The sequence below is a fragment of the Nocardia sp. NPDC057668 genome (assembly GCF_042799795.1).
Taxonomy (GTDB): Bacteria; Actinomycetota; Actinomycetes; order Mycobacteriales; family Mycobacteriaceae; genus Nocardia.
The window spans coordinates 313,291-337,566 of sequence record NZ_JBHVIC010000007.1; the positions used below are offsets into that span (position 1 = coordinate 313,291).

20 protein-coding genes are annotated in these 24,276 nt (G+C 70.3%); 14 read left to right on the top strand and 6 right to left on the bottom strand.

The window, feature by feature from the left end:
* Positions 1-8 precede the first annotated feature (8 nt).
* From ACFVBH_RS34745 to acs, 4 genes are all read right to left on the bottom strand, one after another.
* A complete protein-coding gene (locus tag ACFVBH_RS34745) occupies positions 9-962 on the bottom strand; it encodes an alpha/beta hydrolase (RefSeq protein ID WP_354991850.1) in 954 nt (317 codons plus the stop codon).
* Between the two features lie 23 nt (positions 963-985).
* Positions 986-1,498, bottom strand: coding sequence for a phage holin family protein (locus ACFVBH_RS34750; protein WP_354991851.1), 513 nt, complete (start codon positions 1,496-1,498; stop codon positions 986-988).
* Positions 1,499-1,526: 28 nt separating this feature from the next.
* Complete coding sequence (nhaA, locus tag ACFVBH_RS34755; protein WP_379008283.1) at positions 1,527-2,765, bottom strand: Na+/H+ antiporter NhaA; 1,239 nt, start codon at positions 2,763-2,765, stop codon at positions 1,527-1,529.
* Between the two features lie 212 nt (positions 2,766-2,977).
* Positions 2,978-4,924: an acetate--CoA ligase gene (acs, locus tag ACFVBH_RS34760; protein WP_379008286.1), complete on the bottom strand. Its 1,947-nt coding sequence runs from the start codon at positions 4,922-4,924 to the stop codon at positions 2,978-2,980.
* A 297-nt stretch (positions 4,925-5,221) separates the two neighbouring features.
* Between acs and ACFVBH_RS34765 the strand changes: the two genes are divergently transcribed.
* The 5 genes from ACFVBH_RS34765 to ACFVBH_RS34785 all read left to right on the top strand — a co-directional run bounded on the left by ACFVBH_RS34765 (position 5,222) and on the right by ACFVBH_RS34785 (position 11,359).
* The gene (locus ACFVBH_RS34765; RefSeq protein WP_354990592.1) at positions 5,222-6,844 is read left to right on the top strand and encodes an ABC transporter substrate-binding protein; all 1,623 of its coding nucleotides are present in this window, start codon (positions 5,222-5,224) and stop codon (positions 6,842-6,844) included.
* Positions 6,845-6,920: 76 nt separating this feature from the next.
* Entirely contained in the window at positions 6,921-7,847 is a 927-nt protein-coding gene (locus tag ACFVBH_RS34770) for an ABC transporter permease (RefSeq protein ID WP_354990593.1), read from the top strand.
* Positions 7,848-7,860: 13 nt separating this feature from the next.
* Positions 7,861-8,823 (top strand): ABC transporter permease, encoded by a 963-nt coding sequence (locus ACFVBH_RS34775; RefSeq protein ID WP_379008290.1) that lies wholly within the window; start codon positions 7,861-7,863, stop codon positions 8,821-8,823.
* Positions 8,820-10,493, top strand: coding sequence for a dipeptide ABC transporter ATP-binding protein (locus tag ACFVBH_RS34780; RefSeq protein WP_379008294.1), 1,674 nt, complete (start codon positions 8,820-8,822; stop codon positions 10,491-10,493). The genes ACFVBH_RS34775 and ACFVBH_RS34780 overlap by 4 nt, the downstream gene beginning before the upstream one ends.
* Positions 10,494-10,603: 110 nt before the next feature.
* Positions 10,604-11,359, top strand: a complete 756-nt coding sequence (locus tag ACFVBH_RS34785; RefSeq protein ID WP_379008296.1) for an oxidoreductase — start codon at positions 10,604-10,606, stop codon at positions 11,357-11,359.
* 572 nt (positions 11,360-11,931) lie between these two features.
* Here ACFVBH_RS34785 and ACFVBH_RS34790 read toward each other — a convergent pair.
* Entirely contained in the window at positions 11,932-12,732 is an 801-nt protein-coding gene (locus tag ACFVBH_RS34790; protein ID WP_354990597.1) for an HAD-IB family hydrolase, read from the bottom strand.
* A 363-nt stretch (positions 12,733-13,095) separates the two neighbouring features.
* Between ACFVBH_RS34790 and ssd the strand changes: the two genes are divergently transcribed.
* From ssd to ACFVBH_RS34830, 8 genes are all read left to right on the top strand, one after another.
* A complete protein-coding gene (gene ssd / locus ACFVBH_RS34795) occupies positions 13,096-14,274 on the top strand; it encodes a septum site-determining protein Ssd (protein ID WP_379008300.1) in 1,179 nt (392 codons plus the stop codon).
* The gene (locus ACFVBH_RS34800) at positions 14,274-15,488 is read left to right on the top strand and encodes a hypothetical protein (RefSeq protein WP_379008303.1); all 1,215 of its coding nucleotides are present in this window, start codon (positions 14,274-14,276) and stop codon (positions 15,486-15,488) included. Before ssd ends, ACFVBH_RS34800 begins: the two co-directional genes overlap by 1 nt.
* A complete protein-coding gene (locus tag ACFVBH_RS34805) occupies positions 15,485-16,669 on the top strand; it encodes a TadA family conjugal transfer-associated ATPase (RefSeq protein ID WP_379008306.1) in 1,185 nt (394 codons plus the stop codon). Before ACFVBH_RS34800 ends, ACFVBH_RS34805 begins: the two co-directional genes overlap by 4 nt.
* 1,732 nt (positions 16,670-18,401) lie before the next feature.
* Positions 18,402-19,049 (top strand): type II secretion system F family protein, encoded by a 648-nt coding sequence (locus tag ACFVBH_RS34810; RefSeq protein WP_379008308.1) that lies wholly within the window; start codon positions 18,402-18,404, stop codon positions 19,047-19,049.
* Positions 19,046-19,696: a type II secretion system F family protein gene (locus ACFVBH_RS34815; RefSeq protein ID WP_379008312.1), complete on the top strand. Its 651-nt coding sequence runs from the start codon at positions 19,046-19,048 to the stop codon at positions 19,694-19,696. Before ACFVBH_RS34810 ends, ACFVBH_RS34815 begins: the two co-directional genes overlap by 4 nt.
* A 54-nt stretch (positions 19,697-19,750) precedes the next feature.
* Positions 19,751-19,966 (top strand): DUF4244 domain-containing protein, encoded by a 216-nt coding sequence (locus ACFVBH_RS34820; protein WP_354990603.1) that lies wholly within the window; start codon positions 19,751-19,753, stop codon positions 19,964-19,966.
* A gap of 17 nt (positions 19,967-19,983) precedes the next feature.
* Entirely contained in the window at positions 19,984-20,301 is a 318-nt protein-coding gene (locus ACFVBH_RS34825; protein ID WP_379008316.1) for a TadE family type IV pilus minor pilin, read from the top strand.
* Between the two features lie 80 nt (positions 20,302-20,381).
* Complete coding sequence (locus tag ACFVBH_RS34830; protein ID WP_354990605.1) at positions 20,382-20,714, top strand: Rv3654c family TadE-like protein; 333 nt, start codon at positions 20,382-20,384, stop codon at positions 20,712-20,714.
* A gap of 364 nt (positions 20,715-21,078) precedes the next feature.
* On the opposite strand, the gene ACFVBH_RS34835 is transcribed toward ACFVBH_RS34830, so the two are convergent.
* Positions 21,079-23,448 carry a DEAD/DEAH box helicase gene (locus ACFVBH_RS34835; RefSeq protein WP_379008748.1) on the bottom strand — a complete coding sequence of 790 codons (2,370 nt, stop codon included), beginning with the start codon at positions 23,446-23,448 and terminating at the stop codon, positions 21,079-21,081.
* 463 nt (positions 23,449-23,911) lie between these two features.
* Here ACFVBH_RS34835 and ACFVBH_RS34840 point away from each other — a divergent pair, with 463 nt between their 5' ends.
* Positions 23,912-24,115: a cold-shock protein gene (locus ACFVBH_RS34840; RefSeq protein WP_029925108.1), complete on the top strand. Its 204-nt coding sequence runs from the start codon at positions 23,912-23,914 to the stop codon at positions 24,113-24,115.
* Positions 24,116-24,276 lie beyond the last annotated feature (161 nt).

The window sequence follows — 24,276 nt, forward strand, 5'->3', positions numbered from 1 at the left end:
ACGGCCTCTCACGCCAGGAGCTTGGCCAGCTCCGCGGTGACGACGTCCGGATTCTCCTGGTGGGCGTAGTGCCCGGCCTCGGGGATGGCCACCATGCGCCGGTTCGGCGACAACTCGTAGCCGCGCCGGATGGTGCGCGCGAGGATGTATCGGTCCCGGTCGCCGTACAGCGACAGCACCGGAATGGTCACCGGCTCCCGCATGGTGGACATGAAACGCTTGCCGTCGGGCCGCCATTGGCTGCGGAAGGCCCAGCGCTGATACTCCAGCGCACAGTGCGCCGCTCCCGGAATGCGGATGGCGGTGCGCATGCGCTGCGCGGTGTCGGCGAATTCCTCGGTGCCGGACCAGCGTTGGCCCGCGTGCCGGCGCAGCAGCGCCTCGATCTCCGCGCCGTTGTCGACGGTGATGAGGTTCTCCGCGTAGCGCGGTATCTGATACCGCAGGAAGTTCGGCAGCCAGGTGGCGCGCTGCCCGCGATCGCGCAGCACCGCGCGCTTGAGCGCCACCGGATGCGGTGAGCTCACCAGCGCGATGGAACTGACCAGGCGCGGATGCAGCACCGCGGTGGCCCAGCACACCAGACCGCCTTCGGCGTGCCCGACCAGGGTGGCGTCCGAATGCCCGAGCGCGCGGATCAGCCCGGCGATGTCCCCGGCCAGGGTCCAGCCGTCGTAGCCGCGCGGCGGCTTGTCGGTGTCGCCGTACCCGCGCAGGTCCACCGCTACCGCCCGGAATCCGCGTTCGGCCAGACCGGTCAGCTGGTGGCGCCACGACCACCAGAAATCCCCGAAGCCGTGCAGCAGCACGACCAGCGGGGTGTCGGGATCGGCGAAGGCCGTCCCTCCCGCGGGCACGGCCTCCACGACGTGGAAGCGAATGCCGTTGGCATGCACATCCCGATGGGTCCACGGTCCGTCGTAGCGGACAGCGGACGGATCCGGGGGCGAATTCGACGACACGCCGAAGGAGACTAATCGAAGGTCTAGTACCTCGGTGTTCCGAGCTGGGCGGAAGTGCTCGCCGGGTGGTCGCCGCCGGACCCGAAACCGCTGGGCAGCACGGTCTTCACCTCTTTCAGCGATTCGATGGTCTTCTCCGGTGCGCGCAGGCGCTTCACCTTGAGGTAGCCGAGGAACCCGAGCGCCGCGGTGGCCACGATCATCGACAGGAAGACGATGAGGAACGCCAGCCAGCGGTACACCCACACGTCCAGCAATTCGGCGAGGAAGAAGAAAAAGAAGAACGAGCTGAAAAGCAGAATGGTCAGCGCCGCGATGAAGAAGACACTGCCCTGCAGGCCCTTCTTGACCTCGCCGGTGACCTCGGCCTTGGCGAGTTCCACTTCCGCGCGCACCAGTGTCGACATCTGTTCGGTCGCGTCGCGAACCAGCGTGCCGATGGTCGCCGCTTCGTGCACATCGACATCGGACAGCGGAATCGAGGTGATGGTGCGGGGGTTCCCGTCTCGCCCGTTACCGCCCTGGTTGAAACTCAATTGCTCGACCCTTCTCCATGTCCCGGACCTATCCGGTCAAGTCCTCTTGTCCTTGCAGTGCCCGCTCGTCACGTCGCGCCTGGTGGGCACGGCCACGACGCAACAGTAGCGCCGAACCTGCCAGGGAAGCCGCCAATGATGTCAGCAACACCGCCGCTTTCGCGAGTTCGACCGCGGAGCCGTCGCCGACGTCCGCCAGTGCGAGTTCTGCCACCAAGAGGCTAACCGTGAACCCGATCGCACCTAGTACCGACAGGGCGAACATGTCCCGGTATTCGAGATCGCCTGGCTTTTCGGCAATACCCAGACGCACCGCGAGCCAAGCGGATCCGAAGATTCCGAGCGTTTTCCCGATCAGCAGGCCGGCCATGATGGCGAGCGACAGCCGGTTGGTGAACAGTTGGGAGAACACCTGCGAATCCAGCGGCACACCCGATGCGAACAGCGCGAACAACGGAACGCAGATTCCGGCGGAAATGGGCTGGAACAAATGTTCCAATTTCGCCGCGGGTACGTCGTGCTCGTCCTCGTCGTCATCGGGGCGGACCCGGGTGAGCAGGCCGCAGGCCACGCCCGCCAGGGTCGGGTGGATGCCCGCCTCGTGCAGCGCGTACCAGGTGACCAGCGCCAGGGGCACGTAGATGATCGGGTTGCCGAGCCGTTTGCGCTGGGCCAGGAACCAGCACAGCAGGCACAGCACCGCGATCAGCAGCCACAGCATCTTCAGCGTGGTGGTGAACAGGACCGCGATGAGAACGATGGCGATGAGATCGTCGACCACGGCCAGGCTCAACAGGAACACCCGCGCGCCGGCCGGGATGCGGGATCCGGTCAGGGCCAGTACGCCCAGCGCGAAGGCGATGTCGGTGGCGACCGGAATGGCCCATCCGCGATCCATGCCCGGCACACCCCAGCTCACGGTCATGGCGATGAGCGCGGGCAGGACGACGCCGCCCGCGGCGGCGACGATGGGCAGGGTGGCGCGTTTGCGGTCCGCGAGTTCGCCGACGACCAGTTCGCGTTTGAGTTCGAGCCCGGCGACGAAGAAGAAGATGGCGAGCAGGCCGTCCTTGGTCCAGTCGGCCAGGGTGAGGTTCAGGTGCAGCGCCGGAATGTCGAGGTGGGTGCCGATCATGGCCGTGTAGCTCGCCTCCCAGGGCGAGTTCACCCACAGCACGGCGGCCGCGGCGGCGATGAGAAGCAGTGTGCCGCCGACGGTTTCGGTGCGGAGATAGCGGGACAGTTCCGAGCGCAGCTGAACGATCAAGGGCGCGCCTTTCTGGTCTTTCGGTCGACAGAACCAGCGGAGTGCGTCTCACCGTCGAAGGGTCGGCGCATACCGCATGCCGACCAGACTTCCCGGCACACCTTACGCAATTCTAACGGTCGGTTCGGGCATGAAGACCCCGGCCGCCGGGTCCGGACACGGCTCGGCCCCCGGGACCGGTCGTCGCGGGGGCCGAGTGTGCGAGGTGCGGGTTACGCCTTGCCGGCGCGAATGGCCTCGAAGACGTTGGGGTCGACCAGGGTCGAGGTGTCACCCAGTTCGCGGCCCTCGGCCACATCGCGCAGCAGCCGGCGCATGATCTTGCCCGACCGGGTCTTGGGCAGCTCCGGGACGACGTGGATCTCACGCGGACGCGCGATCGGGGAGATGGCCCGGGAGACCTCGGCCTTGAGCTCGTTCACCAGGTCGTCGCCGGTGTCCTTGGCCTCGGCGGTGAGGATGACGAAGGCGACGATGCCCTGGCCGGTCGTCTCGTCGGATGCGCCGACCACGGCCGCTTCGGCGACGCCGGAGTGCCCGACGAGGGCGGATTCGACCTCGGCGGTGGAGATGCGGTGGCCGGAGACGTTCATGACGTCGTCGACGCGGCCCAGTACCCACAGGTCGCCGTCGGTGTCGAGTTTGGCGCCGTCGCCGGCGAAGTACCAGCCCTGCTCGGCGTAACGCTGCCAATAGGTTTCACGGTAGCGGTCGTTGTCGCCCCAGATCCCGCGCAGCATCGAGGGCCACGGCTGATCCAGCACGAGGTAGCCGTTCGCCTCGGTCTCGCCGAGGACGACGGGCTTGCCCTCCTCGTCGACCACGGTCGCGGAGATGCCGGGCAGCGGGGTCATGGCCGCGCCGGGCTTGGCGGCGGTGACGCCGGGCAGCGGGGAGATCATGATCGCGCCGGTCTCGGTCTGCCACCAGGTGTCCACCACCGGGGTCTTGCCGGCGCCGACCACGTCCCGGTACCAGCGCCAGGCTTCGGGGTTGATCGGCTCGCCGACGCTGCCCAGCACCCGCAGGCTCGACAGGTCGTGGGCGTCGGGGATCTCCCGTCCCCATTTCATGAACGTGCGCACCAGCGTCGGAGCGGTGTAATAGATGCTCACACCGTACTTTTCGATGATCTGCCAGTGCCGGTGCTCGTCGGGGAAGTTCGGGGTGCCCTCGTACACGACCTGGGTGGCGCGGTTGGACAGTGGCCCGTACACGATGTACGAGTGCCCGGTCACCCAGCCGATATCGGCGGTGCACCAGTACACGTCGGTCCCGGCCTTGTGATCGAACACGTTGTGGTGCGTGTACGAGGTCTGGGTCAGGTACCCGCCCGAGGTGTGCAGGATGCCCTTGGGCTTACCGGTCGTGCCGGAGGTGTACAGGATGAACAGCGGATGCTCGGCATCGAACGCCTGCGCCTCGTGCTCGGGCGACGCGTGCGCGACGGTCTCGTCCCACCACAGATCCCGGCCCTGCGTCCACGGCGTCTCGATCCCGGTGCGCCGCACCACGAGTACGTGCTCGACGGTCGAATCACCCTCGGCCAGAGCCTCATCCACGGCTTCCTTCAACGGCGCGGCCTTACCGCGCCGCCACTGCCCGTCGGTGGTGATGACCAGTCGCGCGGCGGCGTCGTCGACCCGCTGGCGCAGCGCGCCGGGGGAGAAGCCCGCGAAGACGACCGAATGCGTCAGACCCAGCCGCGCGCACGCCAGCATGGACACGATGGCCTCGGGGACCATGGGCATGTAGATGGCGACCCGGTCACCGGCGGTCAGACCCAGCTCGGTGAGGTAGTTGGCGGCCCGCGACACCTCGGCCAGCAGATCCGCGTAGGTGATGTCGCGCGAATCGCCGGGCTCGCCCTCCCAGTGGATGGCGACCTGCTCGCCGTGCCCGTCCAGCACGTGCCGGTCCACACAGTTGTAGGCGACATTGAGCTTGCCGCCGACGAACCACTTGGCGAAGGGCGCGTCGTCCCAGTCCAGGACCCGCGTCCACGGCTCGGCCCAGTGCAGACGGCCGGCCTGTTCGGCCCAGAAGCCCTCGCGATCCGCGGCGGCCCGCTCGTAGAGCGCGCCGTCGGCGTTGGCCGCGGCGGCGAACTCGGCACTCGGCGGATAGACGTCCGGGTGATCGGCGGTGGTTTCGGTCATCTCGTCTCTTCTTCCCTCGCGTGCCCTGCTGTGCAGGAAATACTTGCCCCGGGGTGACCGCGGCCACGTTCGACAGTATCGGAGTGTGACGTGCGCCGGGACCGCCGATCCCCTCCGATCCCACTCGCCGGAAGGTGAGGACATTCACTCCCGGCGGGCGCGCCGAGCCGGGGTTTTCGGCCAGGGCGGCCCGGTCTCCTGCGGAGTGCGCCGCCGCGGGCTAGGGTCTGCACCTAGCTTTGCTGGGTTCTCATGCACGAATCATGAACGCGGATTTCATGAACGAACGGGGCGCTCGTGGACCTGAGGTATTCGGCGGCCCGCCAGGCCGCGGTGGTACTGGTCGCGGTACTCGCGCTGCTCGCGATCGCCCTGTCCGGCGGCGCGGTCGCACCGGTCTACGGCGACACCATCGCCGTCAACGGCTCCGAACCGCAGAACTCGCTGATCCCGTCGAACACGAACGAGAACGGCGGCGGGCGGATCGTGGACCGGCTCTTCGCCGGCCTGCGCTACATCGACAATCGCGGCGTCCTGCACGACGAGGTCGCCGAGCGCATCGAGACCACCGATCAGCAGCACTTCGTCATCCGGCTGCACGACGGATGGACCTTCAGCGACGGATCCCGGGTCACGGCACGGTCTTTCGTGGACGCCTGGAACTACGGCGCGCTCGTCACCAACGCCCAGCTGCAGAGCTACACCTACGGGCCCATCGTGGGCTTCGCCGACGTGCAGGCGGATCCGCCACGCGCGCAGACCATGTCGGGTCTGAAGATCATCGACGACCTCACCTTCACGGTCGATCTGATCGCGCCCACCATCGACTTCCGCACCCGGCTGGCCTACGCGCCGTTCTATCCGCTGCCCGCGAGCGCCTACGCGGACATGAAGGCGTTCGGGCAGCACCCCGTCGGCAACGGCCCCTACCGGTTCGCCGCCGCGGACGCCTGGCAACACGACGTCCAGCTCACCCTGGTGCCCAACGAGAGCTACCGGGGCGGCCGCCCGCCGCGCAACGAGGGCCTGACCTTCGTGTTCTACTCCAACTTCGACGCCGCCTACTCCGATCTGCTGGCCGACAACCTGGATCTGCTCGACACCATCCCGGACAGCGCCATCGCGGTGTACCGGAAGGATCTGGGCGACCGGGCCATCGAGGGACCGACCGCGCAGGCGCAGTGGATCGGCATGCAGGGCAACCTCCCGCACTTCACCGGTGAGGAGGGCCGCCTGCGCCGCCAGGCCATCTCCATGGCCATCGACCGGGCGCAGATCGGCGAGAAGATCTTCCGGGGCACGCGAATTCCCGCGCGCGACTTCACCTCCCGGGCCCTGCCGGGCTTCGACCCGGACCTGCCCAACTCGGCGAACCTGGACTACAACCCCGACCAGGCCCGCCGCCTCTGGGCCCGCGCCGACGAGATCGCGCCCTGGGGCGGGCGATTCGAGATCGCGTACAACGCCGACGGCGGCCACCAGTCCTGGATCGACGCCATGGCCAACAGCATTCGCAACACCCTGGGCATCGACGCGGTCGGCGCCGCGTACCCGACCTTCAAACAGCTGCGCGATCAGGTGGTGGCCCGCACCGTCGGCAAGGCGTTCCGATTCGGCTGGCAGGGCGACTACCCCACCATGCTGCAGTTCCTCGAACCCAGCTTCCTGTCCACCTCCGAGAGCAACGACATCGACTACCGGAACCCCGAGTTCGACCGGCTCATAGCGGCCGCCGAAGCCGCCGCCACCGAACCCGAATCCTGGCGGCTCGCCGGGCAGGCGCAGTCGCTGCTGCTGCGGGACCTGCCCGCCATCCCGGTCTTCGACTACATCAACTCCGCCGGGTACTCCAAACGGCTCACCGGGGCGACCATGGCGTGGAACGGGCTGCCCGACTACGAGAACCTCGAACTGCGATGACCGGCGGGGGAGTTGCCGGGGCAGAGGACTCACCCGGCGCCGAGAACGGTTGTGCCGCACCGAGGAAAGGAAACGCGTGGCCTGGTACATAGTGCGGCGGCTGCTGCAGATGATCCCCGTCTTCTTCGGCGCGACCCTGCTCGTCTACTACCTGATCTGGAAGGTCAGCGGCGGTTCGGTGACCGCGCTGGCCGGACAGCGCACCCTTACCCCCGCCCTGGAAGCGCAGCTGCGCGAGCAATACGGGCTCGATCGGGGCTTCTGGCAGCAGTACGCGCACTATCTGAAGGGCATCTTCACCCTCGACCTCGGCACCTCGTACTCCGGTCGGCCGGTGAAAGACGTCCTGGCGCACGCCTTCCCGATCACGTTCCGGCTCGCGCTGCTCGCGGTGTTCTTCGAGGCCGTGTTCGGCATCGTGTTCGGCGTGATCGCCGGACTGCGCCGCGGCGGGTGGTTCGACTCCACCATGCTGGTGGTCAGCCTCGTCGTCATCGCCATGCCGATCTTCGTGGTCGGCTTCCTCGCCCAGTTCCTGTTCGGCGTGAAATGGCATATCGCGCCGGTCACCGTGGGCTCGGATGTGAGTCTGCCCCGGCTGATCGTGCCCGCGCTGGTGCTGGGCTCGCTCTCGTTCGCCTACGTGCTGCGCCTGACCCGCAACGCGGTCGCCGAGAACAAGGACGCGGATTTCGTGCGCACCGCGACCGCCAAGGGGCTGGGCCGGCGGCAGGTCGTCGTCGGGCACATCCTGCGGAACTCGCTCATCCCCGTGGTCACCTTCCTGGGCGCGGACCTGGGCGCGCTCATGGGCGGGGCCATCGTCACCGAGGGCATCTTCAACATCCCCGGCGTCGGTGGCACCCTCTACCAGGCCGTCGTGCGCGGGGAAGCGCCCACCGTGGTCTCCTTCGTGACCGCGCTGATCATCGTCTTCCTGCTCACCAACCTGATCGTGGACCTGCTCTACGCCGCCCTCGACCCGCGGATTCGCTATGCCTGAACAGGAGCCCCCGATGTTCGAGAAGACCGCGGCGGCGGGCGAACCCCGGCCCGGGCAGGAACGCTGGGTCGCGCCTCCCGAGGACGTCGAGGTGGTCGCCACCGACCGGGTCGACACCGCGGCCGGCGCGCCCGCGGGATTCTGGGGAACGGCCTGGCGGTCACTGCGCCGGCGGCCGCTGTTCCTGGTGGCCGCCGGCCTGATCGTGCTGGTCCTGCTCATCGCGGTCTTCCCCGGATTGTTCACCGGCCAGGACCCGCGCTACTGCGTCGTCGACTTCAGCCTCGCCCCGCCCTCGCGCGACCACTGGTTCGGCTACGACCTGCAGGGCTGCGACATCTACGCCCGCACGATCTACGGCGCCCGCGCCTCGGTGCTCACCGGCATCGGGGCCACCGCTGTGTTCCTCGGCATCGGCGGCACGCTCGGCGCGCTCGCGGGATTCTATGGGGGACCGCTGGATTCGATCATCTCCCGCATCGCGGAGATCGTGTACGCGGTGCCGCTCATGCTCGCCGCCATCGTCATCATGCAGTTGGCCGAACAGCGCACCATCTGGATGGTCATCGCCATCCTGGCCGCCTTCACCTGGCCGCAGGTGGCCCGCATCGCCCGCGGCTCGGTCCTGGCCGCCAAGGGCAACGACTACGTGCAGGCCGCGACCGCGCTCGGGGTCGGCCGTTTCCGCGTGCTGCTGCGGCACGTGATCCCCAACGCGCTCGGGCCGGTCATCGTGGTCACCACCATCTGGCTGGGCGTCTTCATCGTCACCGAGGCCACGCTGTCGTTCCTGGGCGTGGGCCTGCCGCCCACCGAGGTCTCCTGGGGCGCGGACATCGCCGCCGGGCAGCGGCAGCTGCGCGCGGGCTCGCTCATCCTGTTCTATCCGGCCACCGCGCTCGCGCTGACCGTGCTCGGCTTCATCATGCTCGGCGACGCCCTGCGCGACGCGCTCGACCCGAAGGAGCGCCGATGACCGCCCCGCTGCTCGAAATACGGGACCTGCACATCTGTTTCGGCGAAGGCGACCGGCGGGTCGAGGCGGTGCGCGGGGTGAATCTGACGGTGTACCCCGGGCAGACCGTGGCCATCGTCGGCGAGTCCGGATCCGGGAAGTCCACCACCGCGCACGCGATCATCGGACTGCTGCCCGGGGCCGGGCGAGTCGAATCGGGCAGCATCGTGTTCGACGGGCAGGAGCTGACCGCGGCCTCCGAGCGGCAGCTGGTCGCGGTGCGCGGCAACGGCATCGGATTCGTGCCGCAGGACCCCATGTCCAACCTCGACCCGGTGTGGAAGATCGGTTTCCAGATCGGGGAGGCGCTGGTCGCCAACGGCGTCGCGCACGGTCGCGCCGCCCGGCAGCGCGCCATCGAACTGCTGGCCGAAGCCGGGATTCCGGACGCCGAACGCCGCATCGACCAGTATCCGCACGAGTTCTCCGGCGGGATGCGCCAGCGCGCGCTGATCGCGATCGGGTTGTCCGCGCGCCCCAAACTCCTCATCGCGGACGAGCCCACCTCCGCGCTGGACGTCACCGTGCAGCGGCAGATCCTGGACCATATCGGCGGGCTCACCCGCGAATTGGGGACCGCGGTCCTGCTCATCACCCACGACCTGGGACTGGCCGCCGAGCGGGCCGAGCACCTGGTGGTCATGTATCGCGGGCGGGTGGTGGAATCCGGTCCGGCCCTGGAGATCCTGCGCGATCCGCGGCACGAGTACACGCGCAGGCTGGTCGAGGCCGCGCCGTCGCTTGCCGCCCAGCGGGTGTCGGCGGTCCGCGAGCGCGCCGCCGTTCGCGAACTCGCCGTGGACGTCGCCGACGCGGTGACCGACGGGGAGGTGCCCGCGGACATCCTGGTGGCCGACCGGCTCACCAAGCGCTACCGCGTGCGCGGTTCGGTGCCCTGGAAGCACACCGAACACGCTGCGGCACAGGATGTCTCCTTCCGGGTTCGGCGCGGCACCACCACGGCGCTCGTCGGCGAATCCGGCTCCGGCAAGACCACCGTCGCGCAGCTGACGCTGGGGCTGCTCGAACCCACGTCCGGCACGGTCACTTTCGACGGCGTCGACCTGAAACGGCAGCTCGCCGAGAACTCGCGCGCCTTCCGCCGCCGTGTCCAGCCGGTCTTCCAGAACCCCTACGGCTCCCTGGATCCCACCTACTCCATCCATCGCACCATCGAGGAGCCGCTGCGCACCCACAAGATCGGGGACCGGGGTACCCGCATCGCCCGCGTGCGCGAACTTCTCGAACTGGTCGCCCTGCCGTCGAGCGTCGCCGACCGCTACCCGGGCGAGCTGTCCGGCGGCCAGCGCCAGCGCGTGGCCATCGCCCGCGCCCTCGCCCTCGAACCCGACCTGGTCATCTGCGACGAAGCCGTCTCCGCGCTCGACGTCCTGGTCCAGGCCCAGATCCTGAACCTGCTCAACGAACTCCAGGCCGAGCTGGGCCTGTCCTACCTGTTCATCACCCACGACCTGGCCGTGGTCCGCCAGATCGCCGACGACGTCGTGGTGATGCAGCAGGGCCGGGTCGTCGAATCCGCCCCCACCGCAGCAGTTTTCGACAATCCCACTTCCGAGTACACCCGCCGCCTCCTCGAGGCGATCCCCGGGCGCGACCTGCCGGTGGGCTGATAGGCCTCAATCCGGTCGTGCAGGGCGGCTGGCCCGCGTGCGGGCCGGGGTCCGCGGGGCGGCGGAGGCGGGGGCAGGTCACAGTGCGGGCGGCAGTAGCCTCGTCTTTCGTGACCGATCCGCTGCAGCCCCTCGTCGATCTGCCCGGTGTGCTCGAGGCCGCCGACAAGGCCCGGGACGCGCTGGCCTTCGTGCATCGGCACCAGGCGAACCGGCGCGGCTGGCCGACCACCGCCGCCGAGGCCGCGGTGCGCGCCGCCCGGTCCTCGGCCGCCATCGAGGGCGGCACCATCGAGCTGCCCGCCGACGGCAATGTCGAGGACCCCATCCTCGCGGGCGCGCTGCGGGTGGGCCAGGCACTGGACGGCGAGCCGCTGCAGTCGCTGGTCCGGGTGTGGGAACGCGCGCCGCTGCAGGCCCTGGCCCGGCTGCACCTGCTGGCCGCCGCCGACATGGTGCAGGACAAGCAGACCCTGGGCCGGCCCCGCGATGTGCGCGGCGTCGCCGAACGACTCGATCAGCTGGTGCAGACCATCCAGGTCACCAAGGCGCCCGCGCCGGTGATCGCCGCCGTCGTGCACGGCGAACTGCTGTCCCTGCGGCCCTTCGGCGACGGCGACGGCATCGTCGCGCGGGCCGCGTCCCGGCTCGTCGCGGTGTCCACCGGCCTTGACCCGCACAGCCTCGGCGTGCCCGAAGTGTTCTGGTTGCGGCGTCGCCAGGCGTACCTGGACGCGGCCGCCGGCTTCGGCATGGGCACCGCGGACGGGGTGGGCGGATGGGTGCTCTTCGTCTGCGGCGCGCTCGAAGACGGTGCGCGCGAAGCCAAATCGATCGCCGACTCGGCCATCGCCGCGAAATCGTGATCCCCGGGGTCAGCCGGGTTGACGCGTAGCCACGCGGCAGCGGGAGCGCGGAATCGCGCGAATACGGGTGTGCGCCAGGGGTATGAGTGGCGCGCAAAGGACGTGGGGCGGTGTGCGTGAGCGCGGGGGAGAGGGGCGCGCAGGCTCGGAGCGGGTGGCCGCGCACATCGAAGCGGTGGGTCCACGCATTCGGACGGGCGGGTACGCACATCGAAGCGGGCGGCGTAGTCGCGATTGCGACCTCACCGCCCGCTAGCACGGAGCGCCTGGTTACCAAGCGTGCTGTTCGGGTTGTGTTCCGGCCTCGGCGAGCTCTCCGGGCTCCGATGTGGCTCATCCCCGCCGGTGCGAGGCCGTTGCCACAGGAACCGCGGATAACGCAGGCCCACAACTACTCGTGCCCTTGTCGCGGCGTGCTCCGCGTGGGTGCCTGGTGTCCGTGCTGGGAAGGGTGGGATGGGAGTCCGGACCTTCTCTTCCGATCCGACCTTGGCCTTCCGTCCTTCCGTGCGTCCATTGTTACTCTGTGACGGCCCTCACATCAAGCCCTCGGGGCACATTCGACCCGCCGGTCAGCGCCGTCCGCGCAGCAGTCGATAGGTCAGCGCGCCGGCCGCGACCGCGCTCAGGCCCACCGCCACGCTGGCCGCGACCGTCGTGGTGGACGGCTGCGGAATGCGCGCCCACAGCGACACCGGGTTGGAGAAGGTGAGGATCGGCCAGCCGCGCGCGACGGCCTCGCGGCGCAATCCGCGATCCGGATTCACCGCGGTGGCGTGCCCGACCGCGCTCAGCATCGGGACGTCGGTCACCGAATCCGAGTAGGCGTAGCTGCGCGACAGGTCGTATCCGTATGCGGCGGAAAGGCTTTCGATGGCCTCCACCTTGCCCTCGCCGTAGCAGTAGAACTCGACTTCGCCTGTGTACCTGTTGTTTTCGACCACCATGCGGGTGGCCGCGTAGTGATCGGCGCCCAGCGCGGCGGCGATCGGCGCCACCACCTCCGCGCCCGAGGCCGAGACGATGATCACGTCGTGGCCTCGAATGTGGTGGTCGGCAATGAGATCCGCCGCTTCGGCGTAGATGAGCGGATCCACGATGTCGTGCAGGGTCTCGGCCACCACCGCGCGCACCTGGTCCACATCCCAGCCGGCGCACATGCGCTGCAGGTTCTCGCGCATGCGTTCCATCTGATCGTGGTCCGCGCCCGAGAGCAGGAACAGGAAGTGCGCGTAGCTGCTCTCCAGCACCGCGCGCCTGCTGAGCAGGCCCTGATCCATCAGCGGCTTGCTGAACACGAAGGCGCTCGACCTGGCGATCACCGTCTTGTCGAGGTCGAAGAAGGCGGCGACTCGTCCGCGTTCGGCTGTCACGGGGTCCACAATAGGTTTCCCGGGTGACGAGCCGGTGCGGCGACCCGGTCCACGCCGCGTTTGCCGGAGTTTGCCAGTCGAAAGCCGGGCCGTGACGGCAGGAAAAAGACTCGCCCGCCGGACTTGCAAACGGGACGGGGCTTGGGTGTAGTATCGCAGATACCTGGACTTGTTCCAGGTAGCGTTCAGCCCGACCCCCCGGGGCTGAACCCGACGGCCCCAGCCTCCTCCCCCCCCGGCTGGGGCCGTCCTCTATTTCCGGACAGGTCGTTCCGGCTCGGATTTTGTCCACAGGCCGCGTGTTATCCACATTCCGGGTTTCGGCACTTTCGACGACGTGCTCGCCGAGCGACGCTGACCTGCATGAACTCTCGAACCGCTGTTCCGCCCCGAGCCTTGGCGCTCGTCTCCGGCGCTCGCCTACGGGACGAGGTGCGCCGCATCGCGGCCGCGGCCGATCACCCGCTCGACGAACCCGGCGGACCGCCGGCCCGGCACGCCTGGAGCGCCGCCTCGGTCATCGTGCTGGACGCGGCGGCCGCGCGTAGCTGCGCGGCCGCCGGCTGCCCCCGCCGACCCGGAATTCTCCTGGTGAGCGCCGATGAGCCGGGTTTGCCGGAATGGCAGGCGGCCACCGAAGTCGGTGCCGAACAGGTCCTCTCGCTACCGCGGGCGGCGGACGCGCTCATCGCCGCGTTCGCGGCACACGACGCGCGTGGTCCCGGGGACGGTGCGGTCATCGCGGTCGCCGGAGCCTGCGGCGGCGCGGGCGCGTCCACCCTGGCGGCGGCGGTCGCACTGGCAGCCGCCGTGCGGCAGCACGGCCGCACGCTGCTGGTGGATGCCGCGCCCTTCGGCGGCGGGCTGGATCTGCTGCTCGGGCTGGAGCGAACCCCCGGCCTCCGCTGGCCCGATCTGGTGATCGAGAACGGCCGGGTGTCGGCCGCCGCGCTGCACGAGGCGCTACCGGGCGCCGCGGGCGCGGCCGTGCTCTCGTGCGGAAGAGCAACGCCCGCAGTCGAACTCGCGCCCGCCGCCGTGCGCGCGGTGGTGGAAGCCGGGCGCGCCGCGGGCGATCTCGTGGTCTGCGATCTCTCCACCGAGCGCGGCCCGCACGCCGACCACATCCTCGACACGGCCGATCTGGTGATCCTGCTCGTCCCGGCCCGCTTGCGCGCCACCGCGGCCGCCGAAGCCGTCGGCGCACATCTCACCGCGCGAAATCCTCAGGTGTCCTTGGTGGTTCGCGGTCCCGCACCCGGCGGGCTCCGCGCCGGCGAGATGGCGCGGGCACTGGAACTGCCGCTCCTGGTGGCGGTTCCACCGCAACCCGGGTTGGCGGGCCGCCTGGAATCCACGGGTCTCACGCTGCGCCGCCGCGGGCCGCTGCGCCTGGCCGCCGAATCAGTGCTCGCTGCGCTCGAGCGCCCCGACCGCCGCGCCCGTACGCCCGCGGTTCCGAGTGCGCGCGCGGATCCGGCCGCGCGAACGCCCGTGCGCCCCGACGTAAGCGATGCCCTCCACCAGACAGGAGCTCACTGATGCAGCGCCCTTCCCGTTCCACCCGCCGCGCCCGGCACGCCGCGGTCACCACCACCCCCGCGTGGTGGAACAGCATCGCCGAACGCCCGGAACTCCGCGACCGTTCCCGGCGGGGCTTTCCCGGACACCTCCCGGCTCCGCCGCGTCCCGCGGTTCCCGGCCCCGTTCCGGCGGCCGCGGCCGACGAGCTGTCGAACTGGATACGAGAGTCCGGCCCGCCGCCCCAGCCGAGTGTCCTGGAGCTGCACCACCCCTGGGAACTCCCGCCGGCATCGTTCGCCCGGGTCGTCGCGCTGAGCCGCGCGTTGCGGCGGGCCGTCATCGGTCTGCTGCGGTCGCTCGGGGTCGGACGGCGGCAGCACGGCATCCTCCGGGCGTTGCGCTCCATCGCCCCGCACACCCCGGGATGCGCTGCCATGCACCGGGTTCCGGCCATCGGTGCGGGGGAGCTGACGTGGAACGGCGCACCGGCGGTGGGTCTCGCGGTGGTCCGGGAGTGGGTGCACGCCGCGGTGCGTTGGCTGCGATCATCGGCGGGGCGGGTACGGGCAGCCGAGTGGCGATCTTATCCGGCGCAGGATCGTCGGCTGATGTTCAGAGCCGCAACGGTATTGGGTCTGTCCGGCATCGCCGCGCGGACGAAGTGCGCCGTGCGGCGGCTGCCATCGCCGGATGCCCGGCAGTTGACAGGAGCTGCGGCGGCATTGGGCCTCGCCTGTGTGGCGGCCCGTGCACACCGCGGCGCTCGGGGGCCGGTGACGTCGTCGGCGCGGGCGACGACCTGGGCGGGCTCGCGCAGGTCGATGCCGACGGAGAAGCGGCGCACGGTATGCGCGGCGTTGTTGCCCTCGGCGGATGTCGATCGGTTGATGCGAAGAGCCGCAGTGGTAGTGGGGCTGGCCGGTGTGGCGGCGTGGGTGCACCGCGGCGTTCGGGTGCTGCCCACGTTGGATGCCCGGCAGCTGATGCGCGGAGTCGCGGCGGCAGTGGGCCCGGCCGGTGTGGCGGCGTGGGTGCACGGTGCCCTGTCGCGGCTGCGGTCGGTGGATGTCTGGGCCCTGAAGTGGCGAGCCGCAGAGGCGGTGCTCTTCGGCTGGGCGAGCGTGCGGGAGCGCTGTGCTGCCCGGCGGGCACGGTTCATCGGCTCGGGAGCACGGCGACGAGGTGCGACGCGATCCGCGGCGCGGCTCGGCGACGCGGGGGAGCGGGGGTGAGCGGGCTGGTGACGGCGGAGCTGCTGGATCGGGTGCGGGAGCGGCTCGCGGACGGTGCGGGGGATCCGGGACCGGCGCGGGTGGCGGCCGCCATTCGAGCGGAAGCCGGTGGCGTGCTGGGTGATACGGATCTGCTGGGTGCGCTGCGGCTGTTGCAGACCGAGCTCACCGGCGCGGGCGCGCTCGAACCGCTGCTGCACGATCCGGAGGTGTCCGACGTGCTCGTCACCGCGCCGGACGCGGTGTGGGTGGATCGCGGTCACGGTCTGCGCCGCGCGCCCGTCCGGTTCGCCGACGAGGCGGCCGTGCGCAGATTGGCGCAGCGGCTCGCGCTGGCCGCGGGCCGTCGACTCGACGACGCCCAGCCCTGGGTCGACGGCCGGCTGGCCGGAATGGAAGCCGCACTGGGCAATTCCTTCGGCGTCCGCCTGCACGCGGTCCTGTCGCCCATCGCGCACGGCGGCACCTGCCTGTCCCTGCGGGTGCTGCGCCCCGCGTCCCAGGGCCTGAGCGCGCTGGCCGCCGCGGGTGCGGTGCCTGCCGAGGCGAAAGCGCTGCTGCGGCGCATCATTCGGGCCCGACTGGCCTTCCTGGTCATCGGTGGGACGGGCGCGGGAAAAACTACGCTGCTGTCGGCGCTGCTGGCCGAAGTCGATCCCGCCGAGCGCATCATCTGCGTGGAGGACGCCGCCGAACTGGCCCCGCCGCATCCGCACGTGGTCCGGCTCGTCGCGCGCCCGCCGAACGTAGAGGCCGCGGGCGAAGTGACGGTGCGCGACCTGGTCCGCCAGGCCCTGCGCATGCGCCCCGACCGGATAGTCGTCGGTGAGGTGCGCGGCGCGGAGGTCGTCGATCTGCTCACCGCCCTGAACACCGGACACGACGGCGGTGCGGGCACCGTGCACGCGAACTCGCCCCGCGAGGTCCCCGCGCGCTTGGAAGCCCTTGCCGCCCTGGGCGGTATGTCCCGGGCGGCGCTGCACAGTCAGCTGTCCGCCGCCATCCAGGTGGTCCTGCACGTCCACCGCCACCCCGGCGGCGCGCGCACCCTCCGCGAAATCGGCCTGATCACCCCCGCCGACGGCCGGGTCCACATCGTTCCCGCCTGGACCATCGACGCCCGCCCCACCCCGGCCGCCGCCGCCCTGACCGCCCTCCTCGACGAAAGGACCGCCGGATGACCACCCCCGACCCCGATTCGACCCACCCCACCCGAGACCAGCGCTGCACCAAGCACTTCCAATGGCGCCGCACCCAGCCCCCGGGGCTACCCCCGGCCCCCCACCTCGACTGCGACACCCCCATCCCCTACCTCCCCACGAATCGTTACCCCCCGCCCCCCGAACCCCGCCCCGCCGGCCAACCACGCCGTCAACGGCCCACCGGTCATCACCCCCGCCCCGGCAAGATCGAAGTGTGCCTTGGGGAAGTCGAGTTCGGGCAGCAGGCCGGGCCGCCCCCTGAGCACCTCCGATCTCCCCATCTCGAGCCCGCCGCCCCCGCGGCACAGCATCGCCTCGATCCGGGCGCCGAAGGCGAGCCGCCACCCGGACGGCACACCGACTCCGGCGCCCCTCGATACGATCCCCGCGACCCCGGGCCGCGAGATCGCCTCGAGTCCGACAGGAAGATCCGCCGCACACAGGGCGAGCGCGACGGTGCCGACTCCGACGAGCCGGTTCACGGTGGCTACACGCCAAATCCTCCGCTAGCAGCGCAGGGTTGCGAAAACCACGATGCCGCAAACCAACTCGCCGATGCCCCCGCGGGTGGCTCGGCCTCCGCCCCGGACGACCCGCCGGCCGCGACCCGCGATCCGGCCGTCTCCCCGCCGAACCCCCGTCGATCTCTCCCGCTACGCCCCCGGCACCGCGACACCTGCGATGCCCCGGACCACTTCCCCTGCCGAAAGCCCCGGCCCGATCGGGAATCCGGACCATGACTCCACCCGCACTCGGCATCCGAGGCCGTTCGCCTCGCACGAGCTCGGTCCCGGGTGCGCCCGTGGTGGCCCCGCGATGTGGTCCGGCTTCACCGGCTCGACGATCGAAGGCGGGTGTGTGCCTCCAAGCCGGCGCGGGACGGGCGAGACGTGCAGGCACCGAGACCGACCGGGCCGGCGCGTGGAAGCCCGTCGCCGCGCCTGCGCGGACGAACGGTGCCGGATTTCCGTACCGCTGGCAAGCCGGTACCGAGTCCGCGTGCCGCCTCGGTGTCACGCGGCCCGACCGGGATCGATTTCGATCGACCTCCTACACCCACGTCATTCGCCACTGCGGGTCTCGCAGGGAGCCGGCTGCGACAGTCGCCTGGTCTCGGCGGGCACCGGCTGCCGCGGTCCGCGGGGTAGCCCTTCCACGCTCCGCACCGCGAACAACGACACGGCGTTCGGTCGCCGAATCCAGGCATCGCCTACTGGCGACACCCATCGGGCGGCCTTTCAGCCCCGCACCGCCCCCGGCACCGATCCGGATGGAAGTGCCGCGTGGATCGACGCGCGGCATCGATCGAGCGGCACGAGATGGGTGTGTAGGACGAGCGAGGCCGGAGGGCGCTAGAGGTCAGTGGCGCGAGAGGTCGGTAGATGCGTGGGTCGGTGGGTGCCTGGGTCGGAGGTTTCGGTTCGCGCATGGCCTTCATGCCGGCCGCGGCCCGAAGAAACAGCGGGTGTGATTCGAGGTCCGTGGTCATGGGTGCTGGGAGTCGTCGTACTCGCGGCTCGGTTTGGGGGTGGTGGTTGTGGGGCGGTTGGTTTCGGAGGTTGGGGAGTGGGGGTTGGCGGTGGGGTGTGTGGGGCTTGCGCTGGTGGTGCTGCCGGGGCCGGGTGGGCGGCGGCGGTTCGGGGGCGTGTTCGGGGGGAGCGGGGGTGGGCGAAAAGGGGTGCGGGGCGGGTGGATTCGAGGGGGGTGGGGAGTGGGGGTGGTGGTGCTGCTCGCGGTGGGGCCGGGGGCATTCGTGGCCGGGGCGCTGGTGGCGGGGACCTTGGGGGTGCGAATGCGGCGGAAGCGGGGAGAGATGCGGCGGGAGGGGGAGCGGGGGAAAGTGCTGGAGGGGCTGGAGACGGTGATCGGGGAGTTGCGGATCGGGGCGCATCCGAGCGCGGCGGTGGAGGTCGCGGCGCGGGAAATCGACGGGGTGGTGGGACGGGTGTTCGGGGTCAGCGCGGCGCGGAGCCGGCTCGGCGGGTCCGGGGCGGAGGGATTTCGGCGGGCGGAGAGCGCGGTGCCCGCGGAGCTGGCACGGATCGCGGCGGCCTGGGAGGTGGCGGACCGGCACGGGCTGGCGCTGGCGGAGCTGCTGGGCGCTACCCGGCTCGATCTGGTGGGGCGCGGGCGATTTCGCGATCGGACGCGGGCGGCGCTGGCCGGGGCGCGGGCGACCGCGGGAGTACTGGCGCTGCTGCCGGTGCTCGGAATCGGGTTGGGGCAGTTGATGGGAGCGGCTCCACTGAGCGTGCTGTTCGAGACCGCGGCGGGGAGTTGGCTGTTGCCACTGGGCGCCGGGCTCACCTGCGCCGGACTGCTCTGGACCGATGCCATCACCGAGCGGGTGTTGCGATGAACGCGTTCACGCCGGCGCTGCTGTGCGCCGCTCTCGCGCTGGTGACCGTGCCGGGTCACCTGGTCCCGGCACAGCGGCTGCGTGCCTTGCGGATTCGCGCCGATCGCAATGCCGCGGAGCCCGGACGACGAAGTGGGACGCGGCTGCTCGCCGGCGAGCGCTCCGCCCGTCCGGCGAAGTCCGCGCCGGTCGACCCGCTCGAAACAGCGGGCGCGCTGGACCTTTTCGCGGCCTGCCTCACCGCCGGGCTGCCCGCCGCTGCCGCCGCCGCAGCGGTCGCTCCCACCGCGCCCGAACCGCTGGGTTCGGTCCTGCGCCGTGCCGCGGATCTGCTGGCGCTGGGCGCGGATCCGGTCACCGCGTGGGAACAGGCCACGGCCGGCTGCCCCGACGAATCGGTGGGCGCGCTGGCCCGCATGGCCCGCCGGTCCGCGCGCTCGGGCGCCGGATTGGCCACGGCGGTGACCGAATTGGCGCAGCGGCGGCGCGCGGCGGCCGAGGACGCGGCCGCCGCGCGCGCCGAACGAGCGGGCGTCCTCATCGGCGGCCCGCTCGGCCTGTGCTTCCTGCCCGCCTTCGTCTGCCTGGGCATCGTGCCGGTGGTGATCGGCCTGGCGGGCCGTGTCCTGGGCGGCGGCCTGCTGTGAACACCGACTGTGCCGGCGCGGAACCGCCGCGCCGGAACGAGGAAGGGGAGACCCATGCGAGCTGCGACACGGAACCTCGGCTGGGAACTGCGCCACCGGCTGCTGCGCCTCGCCGTCGCCGAGGACGGCATGAGCACGGCCGAATACGCCATCGGGACGATCGCCGCGGCGGCCTTCGGGGCCGTGCTCTACGGCGTTGTGACCGGGGACAGCATCGTGAACGCGCTGACCGAGATCATCGACAAGGCGCTGAAGACCTCGGTCGGCTGAGCACCGGCGAGCACGGCATGGCCACGGTGGAGGCCGCGTTGGCGCTGACCGCCCTGGTCGCGGTGGTCGTGCTGTGCGCGGGCGCCCTGCTGGCGGCCGCCGCGCAGGTGCGCTGTGTCGACGCCGCGCGGGAAGCCGCCCGGCTCACCGCCCGCGGCGACACCGAGCGGGCGGTTCCCGTCGCCCGCGGGGTCGCGCCCTCGGGCGCGGAGGTCACCGTCCGGGTGGACGGTGACCTGGTGATCGCGATGGTGAGCGCTCGCTCACCACTGCTCCCGATCACGGTGCGCGCCGAAGCGGTCGCCGCCCGCGAACCGGGGGAGGTGGACGAATGACCGGTGTGACGGGCGCGCGGTGCCGGACGCGGGCTGTCTGGCCGGCATCCCGGCCCTCGCACCGCTCCGAGGCGGGCGGTGTGACCGTCGCCGCATGTGTGTCCTTGCTCGCTCTGCTCGCCCTCACGCTGCTGATGGCGCAGGTGGGAGTGGCGATCGCGGGCCGGCACCACGCGCAGTCGGCGGCCGACCTGGCAGCACTGGCGGCCGCGTCGGAATTGAGCGCGGGGACCCCGGCGGCCTGTGCCCGGGCCGCGGACATCACGCGGCGGATGAACGTGCGGTTGTCGGCCTGCACGGCGGCCGAGTGGGATGTGACCATCGTGGTCGAAGCGCGAATGGCGCTCGGCCCACTCGGAACCCGCGAAGTTCGCGCGCAAGCGCGCGCCGGACCCGTCGCCGATAGGGAGTAGCGGACGCCAATGTCGACTATCTCGTACTGAGCGGTTGGTTAGGAATTGCATGGCGCGGACCACACTGCGTGTCGGTGTATGTCGAAATTAGATGAAAGTGGTAGGCGAATAGCGCGGGCGCCGATCGCAATGCAATTCGTTCCGGAAGTCGGATTGGAAAGAATGCACAGGTAAATGCGTGATCGACATTATCGAACGGAGCAATCGCTCAGTTAACAGGATCACATCCCTTTTTATTCGGCTACGGCCCCCGGCGTGCCCGGTCCGGCCCCCGGGGCTCGCATTGCCGCCCGATACCGCCCAGCTCCCGGGCTCGGACCGATCGGTCGGATGATGCTCCGGCCTCGCTCCGGAGACGGTCCGATCACGGTTGGGTGGTCGGACCGTCACCTGCGGCCAGCTCGGCCAGCACCGCGGTCAGCAGCCGTGCCGCGCCCGCCTTGTCCAGCGGATTGTTGCCGTTTCCGCACTTCGGGGACTGGACGCAGGACGGGCAGCCCTGCGCGCACCCGCAGGACGAGATGGCCGCGAGGGTCGCCGACAGCCAGTCCCGCAGTCGCGCAAACCCGCGCTCGGCGAAGCCGGCGCCGCCCGGATGCCCGTCGTAGACGAAGACCGTCGGCAATCCGGTGTCGGCGTGCTCGGCGGTGGACACCCCGCCGATGTCCCACCTGTCGCAGGTCGCCACCAGCGGCAGCATCCCGATCGCCGCGTGCTCGGCCGCGTGCAGCGCGCCCCCGGCCTGCCGGGGATCGATACCGGCTCTGACCAGCAGTTCCGGTGTCACGGTGTACAGCACGGCCCGGGTCGGCAGCGTCTGCGCGGGCAGTTCCAGCGGGATCATGTCCAGCACCTCGCCCGAGGGCAGCCGTCGCAGATACCCGATGACCTGCCTGGTCACGAACACCTTCGCGAACGCGGTCGTGACCGGCCCGTACTCGTGTTCGGCGGTGATCTCCTCGATGTCGATGGTGGTCACCGCGCGGGCGCTGGTGGTCCAGCCCGGCGTCTCGGCGCGCACCAGGGCCACGCCTTCCTCAAGGTCCAGCTCATCGACCACGAAACTCTCGCCCTGATGCAGGTGGACGGCGCCCTCGTGCAGGGTGGCGGGCGCCCGGCCGGCATCGGTGGTGCCCAGCATGCGCCCGGTCTCCACGTCGACGACCGCGATGCCCGCGCCGATGCCGCCGCGCACGTCCACCTCGTCGTGCGGCACGGAGTCCGCGGTGGTGAACCAGCGTGCGGTGCCCTCTTTTCCGGTCCCCGGCCTGCGTCGGATCAAACCCCGCGCGGCCAGGTCGGACAGCAGATCCCAGGCCCGGAAGTGGTGTACCTCGGCATCGGTGAGCGGCTGTTCCAGTGCCGCGCACAGCAGATGCGGGCCGAGTACGTACGGATTGTGCGGGTCGGTGATGGTCGCCTCGACCGGCCGTCCGAGCAGTGCCTGCGGATGATGCACAAGGTAGGTGTCCAGCGGATCGTCCCGCGCGATGAGCAGCACCAGCGACCCCTGCGTCCGCCGCCCGGCGCGCCCGGCCTGCTGCCAGAACGAGGCCACCGTCCCGGGGTAGCCGGCGACGACGACCGCGTCGAGCCCGGCGATGTCGACGCCGAGTTCGAGGGCGTTGGTGGTGGCGGCGCCCAGCAAAGACCCCTCTGACAGGGCGTTTTCCAGCGCTCGCCGGTCTTCGGCCAGGTACCCCGCGCGGTAGGCCGCGACACGCCCGGGAAGTTCGGCATTTATATCCGCCAAAATGCGTCTCGTATCCATGGCGATGGACTCCGCACCGACCCGCGAGCGCACGAAGGTGAGCGTCCGCGCGCCCTCGGCCACCAGATCGGCCATCACCCGGGCCGCCTCGGAACCGGCCGAACGCCGGACGGCCGCACCGTTTTCCCCGGTCACGCCGCCGCCGATGAGCGGCGGCTCCCACAGCGCGACCGTCCGCGAGCCCTGCGGCGACCCGTCCTCGGTCACCGCGACGCAGGGTGCGCCGATGAGCCGCGAGGCCGTATCGGCGGGTTCGGCGGTGGTCGCCGAGCACAGCACGAACACCGGATTCGCCCCGTAGCGGGCGGCCAGCCGCCGCAGTCTGCGCAGGACCAGCGCCACGTGTGAACCGAAGACGCCCCGGTAGGTGTGGCATTCGTCGACCACGACGTAGGTGAGCTGCCGGAGCAGCCTGGCCCAGCGTGCATGTGAGCGCAGCATGCCGATGTGCAGCATGTCCGGATTGGTGAAGACCCAGCGGGCGTTGGACCGCACCCACTGCCGGATCTCCAGCGGGGTATCACCGTCATAGGGCGCGGGATGAATGCCCCGGAGTGGATCCTCGCAGGTCAGGTCATTGACCATGCGGAGCTGATCGGCGCCGAGCGCTTTGGTCGGCGCTATATATAGGGCGGTCGCGCGCGGATCGGCCTGCAGCGCCGTCAGCACCGGTAGCTGATAGGCCAGCGACTTCCCGGAGGCGGTGCCGGTGGAGAGCACCACGTGCCGGCCCTGAAAGGCCAGGTCAGCGGCTTCCGCTTGATGCGACCAGGGTGCTTCGACCCCGGCGGCGCGCACCGCGGCAACCACCTCGGGTGAGGCCCATTCGGGCCAATTCGTGACCTGAGCCGCACGTGAGGGCAGTTCCGCGACATGAGTGAGACGTGGGTCGCCGGCACCCGCCCCGGTTAGGACACGATTCAGCAACGATCGCCCATAGCTCGGGTCGCTGGAATTGCCCATCGCGCCCGCCGGATCCGTCGGATTCATCCCCGGGACGTCCCGGAGCGCACCTCGGGTGCGAAAGGTGCGTACGTCCCGGGCGCTACCTGCCATTTCACTACCGAGTAGCGGCTTGGCTCGCAGGCGGTTTGCCGGATGCTCGCTCTGTTATCCGGAAGCAAACCTACTTCAAGTACGGATTTGGGCATTATGCCCCTCACCTGCGCATTCGCAAGATCAACTTTTTTGCAAATTGTGGGTAACTCAGCTGTTGAATTGAGCGAAGACATGGTTCACTGGTTCCTGGTCGCAAGCTTCTGTGTTCGAGGGAACGGATCCAAAGTCCAAACCATCAAGCAGGATCGATGTTGCGAACGGTGTACTGATGGCTTTCCTGCAGGGGGAACAGAGTACAGCGGTCTCAACGGACCCGGTGGACGAACCTACTTGTCTACCGTTCCGGTATGGAAAGAGAAGGAACAGAATGGCACAGGGAACTGTGAAGTGGTTCAACGCGGAGAAGGGGTTCGGCTTCATCGCGCCCGAGGACGGCTCCGCTGACGTCTTCGTCCACTACTCCGAGATCCAGGGGTCGGGCTTCCGCACCCTCGAGGAGAACCAGAAGGTCGAGTTCGAGGTCGGGCAGGGCACCAAGGGCCCGCAGGCCACCGGTGTTCGCGCGCTCTGATTAGAGCTCTAGACCACAGGTACTCCGTCCCCCATCGCCTCCAGGCGGTGGGGGACGACCCATATCCGGACCCATTACACTCGATCACAACCCGGGGCCACATCGTCGCTGCGACCAAGGCGCGGCATCTGAACAGGGTATAAACGTTGCTGGCAGCGATA